The organism is Phreatobacter stygius, assembly GCF_005144885.1.
GTDB classification, from domain to species: domain Bacteria; phylum Pseudomonadota; class Alphaproteobacteria; order Rhizobiales; family Phreatobacteraceae; genus Phreatobacter; species Phreatobacter stygius.
This window is the reverse complement of sequence record NZ_CP039690.1, coordinates 900,367-918,088: the sequence shown is the minus strand read 5'-3', so window position 1 is coordinate 918,088 and position 17,722 is coordinate 900,367. Positions and strand designations below refer to the sequence as shown.

Here is a 17,722-nt window from a genome sequence, read left to right as displayed (position 1 = left end):
GGGTCTTTCTGATTCCGTTTACGCGACTCAGGGTTCTTTAACCGTTCCCGACGATGATACGTTCACCATATGCCGGGCCCGTCCGGCGGAGAATCCGATCTTTCGTCCGCTGACAGAGCCCAGTACAGTATCGTGAAACAACAGCTCAGAACCCTTTCCGACTTCGTTTCTCAGCGTGTGCTGCGCACCGCATCAACGGTCGCGATAGGCTTCGGGTTCCTTCTCTTCGGTGCTGGCCATACCCAGACGGTGGTCGCCAATGGCGACACCCGCACGTTGTCGCTGGTGCATCGGCACACGGGCGAAGAAATCCTGGTCACCTTCAAGCGCGATGGCCGCTACGATCAGGAAGCCCTGAACAAGCTCAACTGGTTCCTGCGCGACTGGCGCAACGATCAGCCGACCCGGATGGATCCGGGCCTGTTCGACGTGCTCTGGGAAGTCTATCGCGGCGTCGGCGGCCAGGCCCCGATCAATGTCCTCTCGGCCTTCCGCTCGGAAGGCACCAATGCCATGTTGCGCCGGCGCTCGCGCGCGGTCGCCCAGCATTCGCAGCATATCCAGGGCCGGGCGATGGATTTCTTCATCCCCGGCGTTTCCATGACCCGGGTGCGCGAGGTCGGCCTGCAATTGCAGCGCGGCGGCGTCGGTTTCTACCCAGGCTCGGCCAACCACTTCATTCATCTCGACACCGGCTCGGTCCGTCATTGGCCGAAAGTCTCGCGCGACTATCTCGCCCGCCTGTTCCCCGACGGGCGCACCGTCCACATCCCGGCCGATGGCCGGCCGATGGCGGGCTTCGAGACGGCGCTCGCCATGGTCCAGGCGCGCGGCGGCACGGCATCGCGCTTCTATGATTCTCGCTCCGATGAAGCCGGCTTTGCCGATGAAGGCGACCGCGGCGGCGTGCTGCGCCAGCGCGGCGGCGGCATGGGCTTCTTCGCAGCCTTGTTCGGCGGCAATCAGCAGCAGGCGCAGCAGCCGGCGCCGGCCCGCCAGACCTTTGCCCAGCGCGGCTCGGGCCGTGTCTCCGCGACGCTCCGCCCGGCTGAAGCCGCCCCCGGCATCCCGGCACGCACCGAACCGGTCGCGCCGGCCGCGGCCCAGACCCAGATTGCCCAAGCCCAACCCGCCCAAGCCCAACCCGCCCAAGCCCAACCTGCCCAGGCTCAACCTGCCCAGGTCCAGCCCGCTGGCGGTCGCGCCGGCGCCCCGGTCCAGATCGCTCCCAATCCGCCGCGCATGCTGATCGCCATGGCGCCGGTCCCGGCCCGGGCCCCGTCGGCTGCGGAACGGCTGCGCGCCCAGGAAGAGGGCGAGTTGATGCAGCGCCTTGCCGCCGGCCCGATGCCGATGGCCCGGCCGACCATTCCCGGCGAGCCGGAGCCGCAGCCGGCCGCGACCACCTTCGCCTCGCTCGCGCCGCCAATGCCGCAGCCGGTGCCTGAGGCGGCCCGCGCGCCGGAGCCCAATCGCCCGACGCCGCTCGCCGAGCCGGCTCCATCAGGTGATCGCATCGTCGTGGCGCAGGCGCCCGTGCCGGCCTCGCGTCCGCAGATCATTGGCGGATCGGCGGTCACGGCGGCGGCGGTCCTGCCGGCGCTGATCACCACCGGCGACCAGCGCGGCCAGTCCGCCCCGGCCGAAGCCGCGCCGGGCTTTGCCCTGGCCTTTGCCTCGCCGTCGCAGCGCGTCACCTTGCCGAACGCGGCGGCGACCCCGCAGCCGCGCACCGCAGCTCCCGTGGCCCGCAGCCATGCCGGCCCGCAGCCGAGCGTCGCGCAGCCCGCGCCGCCGGTCCGCGCGCCGCACCAGACCCGGGTCGCCCGCGCCGCACCGACGCCAATGGTCGCGCCGAGCACGACGGGCCAGCGCGGCCGTGTCGTCTTCGTCCGCCAGACCACCGATCGCGAGGCCAGCGTCGCGACCTTGACGACGCCCGATCCGCGCCAGCTGAAACTGATCGAGCAGCCGGACCAGATGGTCGCCATGACCTTCTCGCAGTCGAACGCCCCGACCATGTCGACCCAGCGTTTCGCCGGTCAGGCGGTCGCGACCTTGCGCACGCTGGACTTCTCGCGGCCGGAGCCTGTCGCGCAGCGCCGCGCGTCGCTGGAGCAGCGCTGACCGAAGGCCGCGCTGGAGCGGCCCGACCGCGCCGCCGAACATCGCTGATCCCCTGATCTGACGATCGCCTGCCGCCCTGGGAGCCGGGCCGCCCTGCGCTATCCGCTCTTTCTGGCTGCCGGACGATGTGATCTCATTCGATCCGTCCCGCGGTCCGCGGACGCATCCGGGCCCGAGGGCCCTTCAGGTGGCCCTCGCATGCATGGCATTCGCTTTATCCCAGTCGCGCTCGCGGTCCTGTGGGGGTTCAATTGGCCGGCGGTGAAGACCGCCCTGTCCGAGGTCCAGCCCTTCGGATTGCGCATGGTCGGGCTCGGGGTCGGCGCGGTGCTGCTGGCGCTTGTCGCGGCCATGATCGGCCGGTCGCTGAAGGTGCCGCGGTCGTCCTGGATCCCGCTTGTCATCGCCGGCATCTTCAACATTGCCGGCTTCAACCTCGCGACCGTCTTCGCTCAGCTCAACACCTCGACCTCGCGGGCGGCGATCCTCACCTTCACCACGCCGCTCTGGGCAATCCTGATGGCCTATCTGTTCCTCGGCGAAAGGCTCGACCGGTCGAAGACCATTGCGCTGGCCATCGGCCTGATCGGCATCGCCGTCCTGGCGGCACCACTGATCGGCGGACAGAGCACGCTGCTCGGGCTGGTCTTCCCGCTGGTGGCGGCGTTCAGCTGGGCCGCCGGCACGGTCTATCAGAAGGCCCGGCCGATCGAGGGCGACCGCATGGTGATCACCGCCTATCAACTGCTGATCGCGGCGGCGATGGCCGGGATCGGCTTCGGGCTGAGCGGCGAGACCTTGCCGGTGACGCTGTCGCCGGTCGTCTGGACGGCACTGACATTCCACGTGATCGGGGCGACCGCGATCGCCTATCTCTTGTGGTTCACGCTGCTCGACAGGCTGTCGGTGGGGGCGGCTTCACTCACCACCTTCGCCATTCCGGTGGTCGGCGTGCTCAGCGCCATGGCGCTGGTCGGTGACCGGCCGTCGCCGCTGGATTTTGTCGGTTTCGCCGCCATCCTGGCGGCGGCGGCGGTCGCGATGTTCGCGGCCGCGCCCAGGCGGGTTCCGGCTTCGGTTACGGCCGAGGCGTGACGCCTCAGGCCATGCCGAGAGCCTGCTTGTAGAGCTCGAGAATGGCTTCTTCTTCCATCCGCTCGTCGCGGTCCTGCTTCCTGAGGGAAATGATCTTGCGCAGGATCTTGGTGTCGAAACCGTTGGCCTTGGCCTCGGCATAGACGTCCTTGATATCGTCGGCGAGGGCTTTCTTTTCCTCTTCGAGCCGCTCGATGCGCTCGATGATGGCCTTGAGTTGATCGCCAGCGACGCTTTGGGTCTCGACCATGGAATGCTCCAGCGGGGGTGGGGAGGTTTGAGCCGAACGGTTCGCGGAAACGGGCGGCTGGGTCAAGCGCCTTGCACCTTGTCCACAGGCCCGCAGGCCAGCTAGTGATGGCGGCCTCGCCAGGTGCCCATGACCGACACAGCAGCTCCCCGTCCCGTCGCCAGCCAGGCGACAGCCTATGCCGCCCTCCTGACGGGAGCGCTGGCGCTCGGCATATCCCCGGTCTTCGTGCGGATCGCCGATGTCGGTCCTTTCGCCTCGGCGTTCTGGCGCGCCGCGCTGGCCTTGCCGGTGCTCTATATCTGGATGCGGATCGAAGACCGCGGCCAAGCGAGGCGTCCCGGACCCACCCTGCCGGTGGTGCTGGCCGGGCTGTTCTTCGCCGGCGACCTGTTCTTCTGGCACCTGTCCATTCTCAACACGACGATCGCCAATTCGACCTTTCTGGCCACCACGGCGCCGATCTGGGTGGTGCTGGTGGCCTGGGTCTGGCTGAAGCAAAAGACCTCGGCCGGCACGCTCGCCGGCCTTGCCTTATGTATTGCCGGCGGTGGCGCGCTGGTCGGCAATAGTGTGCAGATCGATCCGGCGCGGTTGGTCGGCGATCTCTACGGGGCCGCGACGGGGGTCTTTTTCGGGCTCTATTTCCATGCCGTGCGGACCGGCCGGGCGAGCCACGGCGCGGCACGGCTGACCTTCCAGTCGACGGTTGTGACGGCGCTCTGCCTGTTGGTCATCGCGCTGGCCCTGGAACCGGCGATCCTGCCGGCGAGCGCCAGGGGCTGGGCCGCGGTGATCGCTCTCGGCATTGTGACCCATGCGGCGGGGCAGGGGCTCCTGGCGGTCGCGCTGGGCACGCTACCGACGGTGTTTTCGTCGCTGGTGATCTTCCTGGAAGCCGTTATCGCCGCGGTTTTCGCCTGGATCGCGCTGGGCGAGGCCCTGTCGGTCATTCAGGTCGCCGGTGGGCTCCTGATCATGCTGGGCATCTGGGTGGCACGGCCCAAAGCGGAGAGCCAATCGGCGGCCTCGGGCTGAGCCGTTGCGTTGACACGGCCGGTCGCATCAACGAAAAGCCAAATATCGGTGTGACACTGGCCCAATGGTTCGATTCCCAACAAGCCGCTCTCTTCTCGCCCTCGGCCTTCTCGCCGGGGCCGTATGGCTGTCCGCGACCGGGCCCGCCGCCGCCGACCTGAGGCTGTGCAACACGACCGGCAGCCGCATCGGCGTGTCGATCGGCTACAAGGACGGCGAGGGCTGGACCACCGAAGGCTGGTGGAACGTCGCGGCGCGAACCTGCGAAACCATCCTGCGCGGACCGCTGGTGGCGCGCTTCTATTATCTCTACGCGGTCGACTACGACCAGGGTGGCGAATGGTCGGGGCGCGCCTTCATGTGCACCCGCGACAAGGAGTTCACCATTCGCGGCATCGAGGAATGCCTGGCGCGCGGTTATGACCGCATCGGCTTTTTCGAGGTCGACACCCAGGATCAGCGGCTGTGGACCGTTCAGCTCACCGACGACCGGCCGCAGGCGCCGCCGTCCCAGCCGCAGCCGCCCATGGCCGCCCCCCTGCCGATGCCAGCCCCGCGTGGCCGCGATACTGCCGCCCAGGGCGAAATCCGCGAGGCCCAGCCACGGCCGGCCAATCCGCGCCTGACGCCGCTGCCGGGTGGCCTGTTCGGTGTCGGCGGCGGAGCAGTCGGAGCGCCGGCGGGTGTCCCGGCCTTTACCGCACCGCGCTGAGATGCCGATCTGAAACCGGCTCTGCTGCGGCGCAAAAGCCGCGTTGCCAGACGCGCGTTCATGCGGTACGCCTCCTTGGACTATTGCTTGTTTCAGGAGATCCGCAATGGCTTCCGAGCCCCGCGTCGACGGCACCGCGCCGATGGACTATGCCGAGCACGAAAAGACCTACAACCTGTTCATCAGCCTGACCAAATGGGGTTCGATCGCGGTCATCGTGACGCTCGCCCTGATGGCTTTCTTCCTGGTTTGACGACTTGAGCGCGTCCGCCTGAGGGGGGCATCGGCCGCGTTCGAGACTTGTTCTGCGCCCCCCGGCGCGCCCGCCCAAGACGGGTCCACCGGAGGAAATATTGATGCGCATTGCGATACCGAAAGAGACCGACGCTTCAGAGCAGCGCGTCGGCGGCACACCCGATACGGTCAAGCGGCTGATAGCGCTGGGTGCCGATCTGGTGGTCGAGGCCGGTGCCGGCCTGGGCTCGGGCATCATCGATGCCGATTTCGAGGCTGCCGGTGCCAGCATCGCCAAGGATGCCGTCAAGGATGCCGACGTCGTCCTGAAGGTCCGCCGGCCGACCGCCGCCGAACTGAAAGGCTACAAGGCAGGCGCGCTGGTGCTCGCCACCATGGACCCCTATGGCAACGAGGCGGGGCTCGCCGACATGGCCAAGGCGGGCGTCGCCGGCTTCGCCATGGAGCTGATGCCGCGCATCACCCGCGCCCAGGTGATGGACGTGCTGTCGTCGCAGGCCAATCTTGCCGGTTACCGGGCGATCATCGACGCCTCGGCGGAATTCGGCCGGGCACTGCCGATGATGATGACCGCCGCCGGCACGGTTCCGGCGGCCCGCATCTTCGTCATGGGTGCCGGCGTCGCCGGTCTTCAGGCCATCGCCACAGCGCGCCGCCTGGGCGCAGTCGTCACCGCGACCGACGTCAGGCCGGCGGCGAAGGAACAGGTCGAGAGCCTCGGCGCCAAGTTCGTCGCCGTCATGGACGACGAATTCAAGCAGGCCGAAACGGCGGCGGGTTACGCCAAGCCGATGTCGGCGGAATATCAGGCCAAGCAGGCAGCACTGGTCGCCGACCACATCACCAAGCAGGACATGGTCATCACCACGGCCCTGATCCCGGGGCGGCCGGCGCCCCGGCTGGTCACCGCGGCGATGGTCGCATCGATGCGCCCGGGTTCGGTCATCGTCGATCTCGCGGTCGAGCGCGGCGGCAATGTCGAGGGCGCCAAACCCGGCGCGATCGCCACGACCGCCAATGGCGTGAAGATCGTCGGTCACCTGAACGTCCCCGGACGGATCGCCGCCACCGCCTCGTCGCTCTACGCCAAGAACCTGTTCGCCTTCCTTGAGATCATGATCGACAAGGCGGGCAAGTCGCTGGTCGTGCCGTGGGACGACGAACTGGTGAAGGCGACGTTGCTGACCAAGGACGGGGCAGTCGTGCATCCGAGCTTCCAGGCTGCCGCCGCACCGGCGGCGGTCGCCACGGCGGCACCCGAGACATCCGACGCACCGGCGGCCGACAAGCCGAAGGCGCCGAAGAAATCCAGCAAGGCCTGAGGGGGCATCAATGGCCAATCTTTCTCCCGATCAAGCCCTCGACAGGGCGCGCGCGGCGGCGGAGGTCGCCCGCACCGCGGCCGAACAGGCGCGGATCGCCGCCGACCAGGCAACCGCCGTTGCCGATCAGATCGCCACCGCAGTGGGCGCCGCGGCGCATGCCGCCAGCGGCGGGGCGATCGACCCGACAGTGTTCCGCTTCGCCATCTTCGTGCTCGCCGTGTTCGTCGGTTATTTCGTCGTGTGGTCGGTGACCCCGGCGCTGCACACGCCGCTGATGTCGGTCACCAACGCGATCTCGTCGGTCATCGTGGTCGGTGCTTTGCTGGCCGTCGGCGTCCCGGCGATGGATAGCGGCTCGTATCTGGCGCGCACCTTCGGCTTCCTCGGCCTCGTTCTCGCGGCCATCAACATCTTCGGCGGCTTCCTCGTCACGCAGCGCATGCTTGCGATGTACAAGGCCAAAGACAAGCCAGCGGCAAAGAAGGGCTGAGGGGAAAACGATGTCAGCCAATCTTGCAGCCCTTCTCTACCTCCTCTCGGGGGTTCTGTTCATCCTGAGCCTGCGCGGCCTGTCGAGCCCGCAGACGTCACGCCAGGGCAACATGCTCGGCATGACCGGCATGGCGATCGCGATCGTCACGACGCTCGCCTCGCACCCGCCGGCCAGTGTCGGCGCCTGGATCCTGGTCCTGCTCGGCCTGGGGCTTGGCGGCGGCATCGGCGCCGTGGTCGCCCGGCGCGTGCCGATGACCTCGATGCCGCAGCTGGTCGCCGCCTTCCACTCGGGCGTCGGGCTTGCCGCGGTGTTCGTCGCCGCAGCCGCGCTCTATGCGCCGGCGGCCTTCGATCTCGGCCAGCCCGGCACCATCAAGGGCGCCTCGCTGTTCGAAATGGTGCTCGGCGTCGCCATTGGTGCGGTCACGCTCACCGGTTCGATCATCGCCTTCCTGAAGCTCGATGGGCGGATGAGCGGCAAGCCGATCATGCTGCCGCAGCGCCATCTCCTGAACATTGCCATCGCGGTCGCGATCGTCGTCCTGATGATCGTGTTCATCCGCACCGAAAGCCATCTCGCCTTCTGGCTGATCGTGCTCCTGTCCTTCATCGTCGGCGTGACGCTGATCATCCCGATCGGTGGCGCCGACATGCCGGTGGTCGTGTCGATGCTCAACTCCTATTCGGGGTGGGCGGCGGCCGGCATCGGCTTCACGCTCGGCAACACGGCGCTGATCATCACCGGCGCGCTGGTCGGTTCGTCGGGTGCGATCCTGTCCTACATCATGTGCAAGGCGATGAACCGGTCGTTCATCTCGGTCATTCTCGGCGGCTTCGGCGGCGAGACGGCCGCGGCTGCCGGCGCGGTCGAAACCCGCCCGGTCAAGCAGGGTTCGGCCGACGATGCGGCCTTCATCATGAAGAACGCCTCGAAGGTCATCATCGTGCCGGGCTACGGCATGGCGGTGGCCCAGGCGCAGCACGCGCTGCGTGAAATGGCCGAGCTTCTGAAGAAAGAAGGCGTCGAGGTGAAATACGCCATTCACCCGGTCGCCGGCCGCATGCCGGGGCACATGAACGTGCTGCTGGCGGAAGCCAACGTGCCCTATGACGAGGTGTTCGAACTGGAGGACATCAATTCCGAGTTCGCCCAGGCCGACGTCGCCTTCGTCATCGGCGCCAATGACGTGACCAATCCGGCGGCCAAGACCGACAAGGCCTCGCCGATCTACGGCATGCCGATCCTCGACGTCGAGAAGGCCGGCACGGTGCTGTTCATCAAGCGCGGCATGGGGTCCGGTTATGCCGGCGTGGAGAACGAGCTGTTCTTCAAGGACAACACCATGATGCTGTTCGCCGACGCCAAGAAAATGGTCGAAAACATCGTCAAGGCGCTCGGCCATTGAGGCCGGGCCCATCCCGCGGATAGAGTGCAAACGGGGCCTCGCGCCCCGTTTCGCTTGTTTGGGGGCTCCATGCTGTTCATGATCGTCGAACGCTTCCCGAACCAGGACGCCGTGCCGGCCTATCGCCGGGTGCGCGACAGTGGGCGCTCCTTGCCGGAAGGGCTGAAATATGTCGGCAGCTGGGTCGAGCCCAATTTCGATCGCTGCTTCCAGCTGATGGAATGCGACGACCTCAGGCTCCTGCAGCAATGGGTGCTGGCCTGGCGCGGTTCGGGCATCACCTTCGAGATCGTACCGGTCGTGCCGAGCCAGGAGACGCGCGCCGTGATCGCGCCTTTCCTCGATGCTTCGGCGCAAGGCTGAGGGTGTCCCGATGCCGGTGGTGCTGCGTCCCTATGTCGAGGCCGACCGGCGTTTCGTCGTCGCGCTGGTCCACCAGCTCAATGTCTTCGAAGATGCCATCTCCGGCGACCGGGCGAAGGACCGCAGCGCCGCGGAAGCCTGTCTCGACGCCGATCTCGAGCGCGCCGCGCGCGACGGCGGGGCGGTCATCGTGGCGACCGACGGCGCCGAACTGGTCGGCATGATGGCCTGGGTGATCGATCCGCCCCAGCCCTATCTGCGCGCCGATATCGGCAAGGTCGCGCTGGTCACCGAACTGGTGGTCGACGAGCGCAGCCGGGGCCAGGGCATCGGCACGGCGCTGCTCGAAGAGGCCGAGCGGCTGTCGCGGCTGCATCAGGTCAGCCGCTTGAGGATCGGCGCCATCGCCGGCAATTCGATCGCGCGGCGCGCCTATGAGCGCTTCGGCTTCCGCACGACCTATGTCGAACTGGCCAAGGACCTGGACGAAGAATGAGCCTCAAGCGGTGCAACAGGCAGGGCCGGCGATGAAGGGGCTGGTGACGGTCGCCGTGGTTCTGGGCCTCGGTTACGCCGCGCTCTGCGCGACCATGTGGGGCCTGCAGCGCCGGCTGCTCTATTTTCCCGACGGTCAGGTGGCCGCGCCGGCGCAGCTTGGCCTCAGCGCCCAGATCATCGACCGCACGGCCGATGACGGCGTCGCGGTCCGGATGTGGTGGATGGCGCCGCGCGGCAGCAAGCCGGTGGTCATCCACATGCACGGCAATGGCGGCAATCTGTCCTATTGGGGGCCGGTGTTCCGCGACCTGACCGCGGCGGGATATGGCGTTCTGGCGCTGTCCTACCGGGGCTATGGCGGTTCGCCGGGATCGCCGAGCGAGACCGGATTGATCGCCGATGGGCGGACTGCCTATGCCACTGTCCGCGAGCTCGCACCGGCGGCGAGGATCGTGCTGTTTGGCGATTCGCTTGGCACCGGCGTTGCCACGGCGCTCGCCGCCGAACGGCCGATCGCCGCGCTGGTGCTCAACGCGCCGTTCACCGCGGTCGCCGACCGCGCGGCCGAACTGTTCTGGTTCCTGCCGGTGCGCTGGCTGATCGCCGACAGCTTTCTGTCGCGCGAGCGCATCGGCAAGGTCGAGGCGCCGATCTTGATCGTCCATGGCGACCGCGACGCGACCATGCCGATCGAGCACGGCCTGAGGTTGTTCGCCCTGGCGCCCGAACCGAAACGCTTCGCGCGGATCGCCGGCGGCAGCCATAATGACCTGTGGTCGCAGGGCGGGCGCGGCGCGGTGCTCGCCTTCCTGGAGGCGACCGTTCCCTGACGCAGCGCTGCGAGCCAGCGGGCAAGGCAATGAGATCGCCGGATCGGCGGCCGTTCAATCCGCGCCAGACGTCGCGCAGCGCAGTTCGGAATATCCGGAATAGAGCGGGCTGGCTTCGACGATCCATCGGCTGCGCGGCGCTGGTTCGCCGAGATTTTGCGTCGCCCATGCCTGCGCGGTGGCGGCTGGCGCCGAGGTGACGATCGCAAAGGTGCTGGGCGGGGCAGTGCCACGAGCACGTGAGAACAGCTGCGGATGGAGGAGCTGCGTCAGCTGGTCGTTGTCATAACCGCAAACAGCATGAACCGGCAGGCCGCGTATCGATGTCGGCCGGGTCGTCCGCCAGCAGGTGATCGAGTCGTAACCTTCCTTGCGGTCGATGCCAATGACCGAACGCCGGCCGAGATAGAGGACCGCCGATGCAAATGCAGGTTGGCCCCGGCAGGCGAGCTGGCGCACGACATGGCTTTCCAAAGCCTGCCAGTCCGCCGCGCGTGCCTGATCCGGCCGTGTTCGCGTCTGGGCCAAGCCAAGCCCGGAACTCGCCAGCAGAAAGAGCGCGATGAAGACTGCGGTACGGCGCATGACGACTCCCGGTGTCAGTCTGGTTCGGCGCCGAGCCTGCCGCAACGATCGGATGCCGCAAAGTCTGTGAGATCACCGATAGATTGCCGAATAGGCGTCGCGCAGCCTCGGGTGGCACGGTCCCGGCCCGACAAAGCCGGGCGCCGGCGCTCTAGTTGAACAGCCGGTAGCTCTGGCCCGAGCGGCCGCCGAGCCGGTTGAACGCTTCGCGCGCGCCGGCGTGGTTTTCTTCGAGGCTCATTGCCTTGGTATAGGAGCCGAGCGCCCGTTCATTGTCGCCGGTGGCTTCCAGGGCCTGGCCGCGCGCCACCCAGATATCGGCGGAGCGCGGGTCGAACTGGACGGCTTCGTTGAAATCGTCGAGTGCCGCCTTGGCATCGCCCATGGCCTGATAGCTCAGGCCGCGGCCGTAATAGGGTTCGGGATTGTTCGGCGCGAGCCCGAGCGCGGTGGTGAAGTCCTCGATCGCCTGGCGGTGATTGCCCTGGGCGGCATAGACCAGCGCGCGGTTGTGATAGCCCTGGGCGTTGGAGCCCTGGATCTGGATCGCGCGGTTATAGTCCTGCAGCGCATCGCCGTGGCGGCCCTGGGTGCGATAGATATTGCCGCGGCCGATATAGGCGGCGGCGTAATTGCCATCGGCCTGGATCGCCCTGTTGTAATCGGCCAGCGCCAGGTCGACCCGGCCGGTCTGGCGATAGACCAGCGCACGGTTGGACAGGGCCTGGACGTAATTGCCGTCAAGCTGGATGGCGCGGGAAAAATCGGCCAGGGCTTCGGGACGCCGGCCGGTGCGCGCCAGCACCGTGCCGCGCATGTTATAGGCCTGCGGGTCGCTCGGATTGCGTGTTACCACTTCGGTCAGGGACGAGAGGTTGGCGGTCGACCCGATATATTGCGACTCGGCATCGTCGCCGCCGGTCACCGAGCCGACACCGCCGGTGGTTCCGCAGGCGGCAAGCGCCACGCTGCCGGCGATCAGCGCGGTGCGCTGAAACAGCCGGATGGCCGAGGTGGCGGAACCTGTCATCCCATCGTCCCCTAACAGCGGGTTGGAGCGATCCTGATGGAGCGCGCCAACATGTTGTTTTACCGCATCTTCTTCACGCGAAGCGGTGTCCGCCTCGCTTGAAAATGGGCTCGTCCACGCGGCACAGACAGTCGACGGCGCTGCGCCCCAAAAGAACACGGCCCGCACGAAGGTTTCGTTGCGGGCCTGTCAAAATTACGGCGCGAACCGGTAAAAAAACGTGTCAGCGGGCGCTGACCCGAGGCTTGACGGGTTTGCTCGGGATCAGACCCTCGCGCTGGGCGCGCTTGCGGGCCAGCTTGCGGGCGCGCCGAACGGCTTCCGCCTTCTCGCGCGCCTTCTTTTCCGACGGCTTCTCGTAGTGGCCGCGCAGCTTCATTTCGCGGAAGATGCCCTCACGCTGCATCTTCTTCTTCAGAGCTTTGAGTGCCTGGTCGACATTATTGTCGCGAACGAGAACCTGCACGCCGTTGTTCCTTCAAGCCTGACTGGTTGAGCGGCCGACGCGAGAACACCCGCCGCGACGTTGCCGCTGCTCAAGAGAAAAAGGCCGATACCAGAATCAGAATGGCTTGTCCACGCCAAAACCGCCGGTTTTGCTGAACTTGCGGCGGGTCTCGATCGCGACCGCCGGGGACACCCTCGGTGCGCCGCCGGGGGCATCGCGCCGGCCGCAGATCACACGGAGATTACAAGGGAATTGGAACTCCAGGTTTGCGTCTTCGGCCGTCCGGCGCTATATCCTTGGGTGATTTCCCGATCCTCCGATCGTTATGAGGCATCCGCCTCGGCCCAGGCCCCTCAAGCCAGGGTACGGGATCGGTCACCCGCGATCGACGATAAACGAGGCCCGCCATGACCCAGTTGCTGATGCCCAAGGCCACCGCCGTGTGGCTCGTCGACAATACTGCGCTCTCCTTTGACCAGATCGCCGCCTTCTGCACCCTGCACCCGCTCGAGGTGAAAGCCATCGCCGACGGCGAGGCCGCCCAGGGCATCAAAGGAGCCGATCCGCTCATTTCCGGCCAGCTCACCCGCGAAGAGATCGCCAAGGCCGAGAAGGATCCGTCCTATCGGCTGAAGCTGGCGCCGCCGAAGGTCAAGCTGCCGGAGGTGAAGAGCAAGAAGGGGCCGCGCTACACGCCGGTCTCGCGCCGTCAGGACCGGCCGAACGCCATCCTCTGGCTGGTGCGCAACCATCCCGAATTGAAGGACGCCGCGCTGATGCGCCTCGTCGGCACCACCAAGCCGACGATCGCCGCGATCCGCGACCGCACCCACTGGAATTCGCAGACCCTGACGCCGATGGATCCGGTGACCCTCGGCCTGTGCTCGCAGATCGATCTCGACTTCGAGGTCAATCGCGCCGCCAAGGAGAAGGGGCCGATCGAGACGGTGGCCGAGCAGACCTTGCTGCCGGCCGACCAGACCACCCAGGCTCCGGCGAAATATGATCCGTTCGAGCGCCCGGAGGCGCCCAAGCGCGAGGAGCGCTACGACGCCGCCAAGGTGTTCGCCAATCTGAAGACCTCGCGCGACGACGAGTGACGCCTGGCGTCAAGCCGGCGCCATGGGCGCCAGCTTTTTATCTGCCTCTCTTCCCGATGGGGCCACGACGTTGTACCTCGAAACGCCCCGCCGTCGGCGGGGCGTTTTCGATTCGCCTCGCCGGAGAAGAATCATGGCCGATTCCGCCCGCAGCCCCGTCACGCTTGATGGCCTCGACCTCGCCGCCCTGGTCGCGAGCCGCGTCTGCCACGACGTGATCTCGCCGGTGGGCGCCATCGTCAACGGCCTTGAGCTGATGGAAGACGGCGCCGACGAGGCGACCGCCGAACTCGCGCTCGACCTCATCCGCAAGAGCGCCAAGACCGCCTCGGCCCGCCTGCAGTTCTGCCGCATCGCGTTCGGCGCCGCAGGCTCGGCCGGTTCGGCCATCGATACCCGCGACGCGCAGATGGTCGCGACGAATTTCTTCAATGACGAGCGCACCAGCGTCGACTGGCAGGTGCCGGCAGCCTATCTGCCGAAGAACCGCGTCAAGCTGCTGCTCAACCTTTTGATGCTCGGGGCGGCGGCGATCCCGCGCGGCGGCGTGATCCGGGTCGAGACGGTGGGAGAGGGTGACGAGACCGGCTTCGCGGTGATCGTGACCGGCATCAATTCCCGTATTCCGCCCCATGCCGCCGAGCTTCTGGCCGGCATTCCCGGCAATGAGCAGGGCACCATCGACGCCCATGCGATCCAGCCCTTCTATGCCGGCCTGCTGGCGCGCGCGGCGGGCATGACCGTGACCATCGAGAAGATCGACGACAAGGTTGCACTACGGGCTGTCTGACGCGGCCGAGGCGTCATTTCGGCCCCAGGCGAATCCTTTAGAAATCAGCTATTTCGCGACGCGAGCGCGAAAATTCCGCTGTCTCGACTTCAATAAGATTTAACCCTTTTCCCGGACACTTTGATCACAGGGTGGATCGCATCGTCGATCCGCCGATCTCCTACTGTCCGGGCCTGTCGACATGGATGACTTGCTGCGCGAATTCCTGACTGAAACGAGCGAGAGCCTGGACGTTGTTGACGTCGAACTCGTCCGATTTGAGCAGGACCCCAATAACGCAAGTATTCTCGGCAATATCTTCAGACTGGTTCATACCATCAAGGGAACCTGCGGCTTCCTCGGCCTGCCGCGCCTCGAAGCGCTGGCCCATGCCGCCGAGACGCTGATGGGCAAATATCGCGACGGATCGCCGGTCACCGGCGATGGCGTTACGCTGATCCTGTTCACCATCGACCGCCTGAAGGAGATCCTGGGCGATCTCGAGGGCGCCGGCAACGAGCCGGAAGGCGACGACGGCGATCTGATTTCGCAGCTCGAGGCCATGTCGATGGCGGCTGGTGCCGCCCCGGTGAAGCCGGAAGAGCCGAAGGTCGCGGTTGGAACGCTGGCCCCGCAGGCGCTGGAGCGCGCGCTCCGGCCCGGCGAGGTTTCGCTCGACGAGCTGGAGCGGGCTTTCCGCGAGACGGAAGCCGAGATGATCACGGTGCCGGAGGCGGCGGCGCCGTCGCTTGCACCCGAGGCTCAGGCCAAGCCCGCGTCGAAGGTGGAGGCCAAGAAGCCGACCCGTGGCGCCAAGGCGGCCGCCGCCCCGACCGCGGACGAGGACGACAAGGCGGAAGGGGTCAAGGGCGCCCAGACGCTGCGCGTCAATGTCGATACGCTCGAACAATTGATGACCATGGTCTCGGAACTGGTGCTGACCCGCAACCAGCTCCTGGAGATCGTCCGGCGCCACGAGGATTCGGAATTCAAGGTGCCGCTGCAGCGCCTGTCCAATGTGACCGCCGAGTTGCAGGACGGCGTGATGAAGACGCGCATGCAGCCGATCGGCAATGCCTGGCAGAAATTGCCGCGCATCGTCCGCGACCTCGGCAACGAGCTCAACAAGCAGATCGAGCTCGAAATGCACGGCGCCGAGACCGAGCTGGACCGGCAGGTGCTCGACCTGATCAAGGACCCGCTGACCCATATGGTCCGCAATTCGGCGGATCATGGGCTGGAGAGCGGTGAAGAGCGCCGGCTCGCCGGCAAGCCCGAGAAGGGCACGATCCGGCTCGCCGCCTATCACGAGGGCGGCCATATCGTCATCGCCATTGCCGATGACGGGCGTGGCCTCAACACCGACCGGATCAAGAAGAAGGCCCTGTCGAGCGGCATCGCGACCGAAGCCGATATCGACAAGCTGACCGAAGCGCAGATCCACAAATTCATCTTCGCGCCCGGCTTCTCGACCGCGGCCGCGGTCACCTCGGTCTCCGGCCGCGGCGTCGGCATGGACGTGGTGCGCACCAATATCGACCAGATCGGCGGCACGATCGATCTGAAGTCGGTGCAGGGCGAAGGCACCACCGTCACCATCAAGATCCCGCTGACGCTGGCCATCGTCTCGGCGCTGATCGTCGAGAGCTCCGGCGATCGCTTCGCCATCCCGCAACTGTCGGTGATCGAGCTGGTGCGCGCCCAGCAGAACTCCGAGCACCGGATCGAGCGGATCAAGGATACGCCGGTGCTGCGGCTGAGGAACAAGCTCCTGCCGCTGATCCATCTCAAGCAATTGCTCGGCATTCAGGACGGCCAGCCGCTCAACGAAGAGAACGGCTTCATCGTGGTGACCCAGGTCGGCAGCCAGACCTTCGGCATCGTCGTCGATCAGGTCTTCCACACCGAAGAAATCGTCGTGAAGCCGATGTCGACCAAGCTTCGGCACATCGGCATGTTCTCCGGGACGACCATCCTCGGCGACGGCTCGGTGATCATGATCATCGACCCGAACGGCATTGCGGCCGCGCTCGGCAGCGACATTTCGTCCGCCGCTGACCAGGAAGAGACCGACGGCCGCCGTGGCGGCGAACGCAACCTCATCTCCATGCTGGTGTTCCGCGCCGGCACGCCGGAGCCGAAGGCCGTGCCGCTGTCGCTGGTCACCCGGCTCGAAGAGGTGGCGGTCGACAAGATCGAGATGTCGCACGGCCGCCATCTCGTCCAGTATCGCGGCGCGCTGATGCCGCTGATCCCGGTCAATGGCACGGTCAAGGTGCGCACCGAGGGCTCGCAGCCGCTGCTGGTGTTCTCCGACGCCGGCCGGTCGATGGGGCTGGTGGTCGACGAGATCATCGACATTGTCGAGGATGCCTTGACCATCGAGGTCGCCTCGGATGTTCCGGGCCTGCTCGGCTCGGCGGTCATCAAGGGCCAGGCCACCGAAATCCTCGATATCGGCCACTATCTGCCGCTGGCCTTCGAGGACTGGTTCAAGCGCAAGGAAATGCGCGCCGATGCCTTGACCCGGCGCCTGCTGTTCGTCGACGACTCGCCGTTCTTCCGCAACATGCTGACGCCGGTCCTGAAGGCCGCCGGTTATGACGTGACGACGGCCGCCGCCGGCTCCGAAGCGCTCGACATGATGAAGCGCGGCGACCATTTCGACGTGGTCGTCTCGGATATCGAAATGCCGGAGATGAACGGTTTCGAGTTCGCCGAGGCGCTGCGCGCCGACCTGCGGTTCCGGGAAACACCCGTCATCGCACTGTCGTCGATGACCAATCCGGCCTCGATCGAGCGGGCGCGGGTGGCCGGTTTCCACGACTACGTCGCCAAATTCGACCGTCAGGGCCTGATCGCGGCTCTGAAGGAGACCGCCTTCGATTACGCCCACGCCGCGTGAGGATCAGCACATGCAGAACACCACGACCGACGACGTCACCGAATATGTGACCGTGCTGATCGGCGGCCAGCTGTTCGGCCTGCCGATCTCGCGGGTGCAGGACGTGTTCATGCCGGACCGGATCACCCGCGTGCCGCTGGCGAGCCCGGAGATCGCCGGTGTGCTGAACCTGCGCGGCCGGATCGTCACCGCGATCGACATGCGCGTGCGCCTCGGCATGGCGATTGCCAAGGACGCCAAGCCGCCAATGGCGGTCGGCATCGAATCCAAGGGCGAGAGCTATGGTCTCTTGATCGACACGGTCGGCGAGGTGCTGAAGCTCTCCCCCGACAGCCGCGAACAGAACCCGATCAATCTCGACGCGCGCTGGACGCGCGTCTCCGCCGGCGTTCACCGGCTCGATGGTCAGCTGATGGTCATTCTCGATGTCGATTCGGTGCTCGCCATGGGTGGCGAGGCCCTGGCGGCATGAATTCTTCTCAACAGTCAGG

General features: G+C 66.7%; 19 protein-coding genes. 15 read left to right on the top strand and 4 right to left on the bottom strand.

The genetic code is table 11. The features are described from left to right. Nucleotides 1-132: 132 nt before the first annotated feature. A complete protein-coding gene (locus tag E8M01_RS04295; RefSeq protein WP_246088594.1) occupies nucleotides 133-2,127 on the top strand; it encodes a peptidoglycan L,D-endopeptidase MepK in 1,995 nt (664 codons plus the stop codon). Nucleotides 2,128-2,325: 198 nt separating this feature from the next. Then, nucleotides 2,326-3,222: a DMT family transporter gene (locus E8M01_RS04290; RefSeq protein ID WP_215908856.1), complete on the top strand. Its 897-nt coding sequence runs from the start codon at nucleotides 2,326-2,328 to the stop codon at nucleotides 3,220-3,222. Between the two features lie 4 nt (nucleotides 3,223-3,226). Here the strand turns inward: E8M01_RS04290 and E8M01_RS04285 are convergent, their stop codons facing one another. Then, entirely contained in the window at nucleotides 3,227-3,472 is a 246-nt protein-coding gene (locus E8M01_RS04285) for a DUF2312 domain-containing protein (protein ID WP_136958981.1), read from the bottom strand. Nucleotides 3,473-3,601: 129 nt separating this feature from the next. On the opposite strand from E8M01_RS04285, the gene E8M01_RS04280 reads away from it, so the two are divergent. From E8M01_RS04280 to E8M01_RS04240, 9 genes are all read left to right on the top strand, one after another. Next, a complete protein-coding gene (locus tag E8M01_RS04280; RefSeq protein ID WP_136958980.1) occupies nucleotides 3,602-4,510 on the top strand; it encodes a DMT family transporter in 909 nt (302 codons plus the stop codon). 64 nt (nucleotides 4,511-4,574) lie between these two features. After that, nucleotides 4,575-5,222 carry a DUF1036 domain-containing protein gene (locus tag E8M01_RS04275; protein WP_136958979.1) on the top strand — a complete coding sequence of 216 codons (648 nt, stop codon included), beginning with the start codon at nucleotides 4,575-4,577 and terminating at the stop codon, nucleotides 5,220-5,222. A 106-nt stretch (nucleotides 5,223-5,328) separates the two neighbouring features. Continuing rightward, nucleotides 5,329-5,475, top strand: a complete 147-nt coding sequence (locus E8M01_RS04270) for an aa3-type cytochrome c oxidase subunit IV (RefSeq protein ID WP_136958978.1) — start codon at nucleotides 5,329-5,331, stop codon at nucleotides 5,473-5,475. A gap of 103 nt (nucleotides 5,476-5,578) precedes the next feature. Beyond that, on the top strand, nucleotides 5,579-6,799 hold the full coding sequence (locus tag E8M01_RS04265) for a Re/Si-specific NAD(P)(+) transhydrogenase subunit alpha (RefSeq protein ID WP_136958977.1): 1,221 nt from the start codon (nucleotides 5,579-5,581) through the stop codon (nucleotides 6,797-6,799). A 10-nt stretch (nucleotides 6,800-6,809) separates the two neighbouring features. Continuing rightward, nucleotides 6,810-7,292 carry a proton-translocating transhydrogenase family protein gene (locus tag E8M01_RS04260; protein ID WP_136958976.1) on the top strand — a complete coding sequence of 161 codons (483 nt, stop codon included), beginning with the start codon at nucleotides 6,810-6,812 and terminating at the stop codon, nucleotides 7,290-7,292. 10 nt (nucleotides 7,293-7,302) lie between these two features. Further along, complete coding sequence (locus E8M01_RS04255; RefSeq protein WP_136958975.1) at nucleotides 7,303-8,703, top strand: NAD(P)(+) transhydrogenase (Re/Si-specific) subunit beta; 1,401 nt, start codon at nucleotides 7,303-7,305, stop codon at nucleotides 8,701-8,703. Between the two features lie 69 nt (nucleotides 8,704-8,772). Continuing rightward, nucleotides 8,773-9,066: a DUF3303 domain-containing protein gene (locus tag E8M01_RS04250; RefSeq protein ID WP_136958974.1), complete on the top strand. Its 294-nt coding sequence runs from the start codon at nucleotides 8,773-8,775 to the stop codon at nucleotides 9,064-9,066. A gap of 10 nt (nucleotides 9,067-9,076) precedes the next feature. Continuing rightward, a complete protein-coding gene (locus tag E8M01_RS04245) occupies nucleotides 9,077-9,562 on the top strand; it encodes a GNAT family N-acetyltransferase (RefSeq protein ID WP_170181774.1) in 486 nt (161 codons plus the stop codon). Between the two features lie 10 nt (nucleotides 9,563-9,572). Beyond that, nucleotides 9,573-10,394: an alpha/beta hydrolase gene (locus E8M01_RS04240; protein ID WP_170181773.1), complete on the top strand. Its 822-nt coding sequence runs from the start codon at nucleotides 9,573-9,575 to the stop codon at nucleotides 10,392-10,394. Nucleotides 10,395-10,448: 54 nt separating this feature from the next. Here the strand turns inward: E8M01_RS04240 and E8M01_RS04235 are convergent, their stop codons facing one another. The 3 genes from E8M01_RS04235 to rpsU all read right to left on the bottom strand — a co-directional run bounded on the left by E8M01_RS04235 (nucleotide 10,449) and on the right by rpsU (nucleotide 12,475). After that, nucleotides 10,449-10,853 (bottom strand): hypothetical protein, encoded by a 405-nt coding sequence (locus E8M01_RS04235; RefSeq protein WP_136958971.1) that lies wholly within the window; start codon nucleotides 10,851-10,853, stop codon nucleotides 10,449-10,451. Nucleotides 10,854-11,130: 277 nt separating this feature from the next. Beyond that, a complete protein-coding gene (locus E8M01_RS04230; protein WP_136958970.1) occupies nucleotides 11,131-12,009 on the bottom strand; it encodes a tetratricopeptide repeat protein in 879 nt (292 codons plus the stop codon). A 223-nt stretch (nucleotides 12,010-12,232) separates the two neighbouring features. Next, a complete protein-coding gene (gene rpsU, locus E8M01_RS04225) occupies nucleotides 12,233-12,475 on the bottom strand; it encodes a 30S ribosomal protein S21 (RefSeq protein WP_136958969.1) in 243 nt (80 codons plus the stop codon). 389 nt (nucleotides 12,476-12,864) lie between these two features. On the opposite strand from rpsU, the gene E8M01_RS04220 reads away from it, so the two are divergent. The 4 genes from E8M01_RS04220 to E8M01_RS04205 all read left to right on the top strand — a co-directional run bounded on the left by E8M01_RS04220 (nucleotide 12,865) and on the right by E8M01_RS04205 (nucleotide 17,703). Next, on the top strand, nucleotides 12,865-13,557 hold the full coding sequence (locus E8M01_RS04220; protein ID WP_136958968.1) for a DUF1013 domain-containing protein: 693 nt from the start codon (nucleotides 12,865-12,867) through the stop codon (nucleotides 13,555-13,557). 22 nt (nucleotides 13,558-13,579) lie between these two features. Further along, complete coding sequence (gene chpT / locus E8M01_RS04215; protein WP_425467703.1) at nucleotides 13,580-14,347, top strand: histidine phosphotransferase ChpT; 768 nt, start codon at nucleotides 13,580-13,582, stop codon at nucleotides 14,345-14,347. Between the two features lie 181 nt (nucleotides 14,348-14,528). Then, nucleotides 14,529-17,231: a hybrid sensor histidine kinase/response regulator gene (locus E8M01_RS04210; protein ID WP_136958967.1), complete on the top strand. Its 2,703-nt coding sequence runs from the start codon at nucleotides 14,529-14,531 to the stop codon at nucleotides 17,229-17,231. Nucleotides 17,232-17,241: 10 nt separating this feature from the next. Further along, on the top strand, nucleotides 17,242-17,703 hold the full coding sequence (locus E8M01_RS04205; protein WP_136958966.1) for a chemotaxis protein CheW: 462 nt from the start codon (nucleotides 17,242-17,244) through the stop codon (nucleotides 17,701-17,703). The last annotated feature ends 19 nt before the right edge of the window (nucleotides 17,704-17,722 follow it).

What these genes read in the sequence shown, in the direction of transcription:
- E8M01_RS04290 (WP_215908856.1), top strand. Translation starts at nt 2,326, where the DNA reads ATGCATGGCATTCGCTTTATCCCAGTCGCGCTCGCGGTCCTGTGGGGG.
- E8M01_RS04285 (WP_136958981.1), bottom strand. Translation starts at nt 3,472, where the DNA reads ATGGTCGAGACCCAAAGCGTCGCTGGCGATCAACTCAAGGCCATCATC.
- E8M01_RS04280 (WP_136958980.1), top strand. Translation starts at nt 3,602, where the DNA reads ATGACCGACACAGCAGCTCCCCGTCCCGTCGCCAGCCAGGCGACAGCC.
- E8M01_RS04275 (WP_136958979.1), top strand. Translation starts at nt 4,575, where the DNA reads ATGGTTCGATTCCCAACAAGCCGCTCTCTTCTCGCCCTCGGCCTTCTC.
- E8M01_RS04270 (WP_136958978.1), top strand. Translation starts at nt 5,329, where the DNA reads ATGGCTTCCGAGCCCCGCGTCGACGGCACCGCGCCGATGGACTATGCC.
- E8M01_RS04265 (WP_136958977.1), top strand. Translation starts at nt 5,579, where the DNA reads ATGCGCATTGCGATACCGAAAGAGACCGACGCTTCAGAGCAGCGCGTC.
- E8M01_RS04260 (WP_136958976.1), top strand. Translation starts at nt 6,810, where the DNA reads ATGGCCAATCTTTCTCCCGATCAAGCCCTCGACAGGGCGCGCGCGGCG.
- E8M01_RS04255 (WP_136958975.1), top strand. Translation starts at nt 7,303, where the DNA reads ATGTCAGCCAATCTTGCAGCCCTTCTCTACCTCCTCTCGGGGGTTCTG.
- E8M01_RS04250 (WP_136958974.1), top strand. Translation starts at nt 8,773, where the DNA reads ATGCTGTTCATGATCGTCGAACGCTTCCCGAACCAGGACGCCGTGCCG.
- E8M01_RS04245 (WP_170181774.1), top strand. Translation starts at nt 9,077, where the DNA reads ATGCCGGTGGTGCTGCGTCCCTATGTCGAGGCCGACCGGCGTTTCGTC.
- E8M01_RS04230 (WP_136958970.1), bottom strand. Translation starts at nt 12,009, where the DNA reads ATGACAGGTTCCGCCACCTCGGCCATCCGGCTGTTTCAGCGCACCGCG.
- E8M01_RS04220 (WP_136958968.1), top strand. Translation starts at nt 12,865, where the DNA reads ATGACCCAGTTGCTGATGCCCAAGGCCACCGCCGTGTGGCTCGTCGAC.
- chpT (WP_425467703.1), top strand. Translation starts at nt 13,580, where the DNA reads ATGGGCGCCAGCTTTTTATCTGCCTCTCTTCCCGATGGGGCCACGACG.
- E8M01_RS04210 (WP_136958967.1), top strand. Translation starts at nt 14,529, where the DNA reads ATGGATGACTTGCTGCGCGAATTCCTGACTGAAACGAGCGAGAGCCTG.
- E8M01_RS04205 (WP_136958966.1), top strand. Translation starts at nt 17,242, where the DNA reads ATGCAGAACACCACGACCGACGACGTCACCGAATATGTGACCGTGCTG.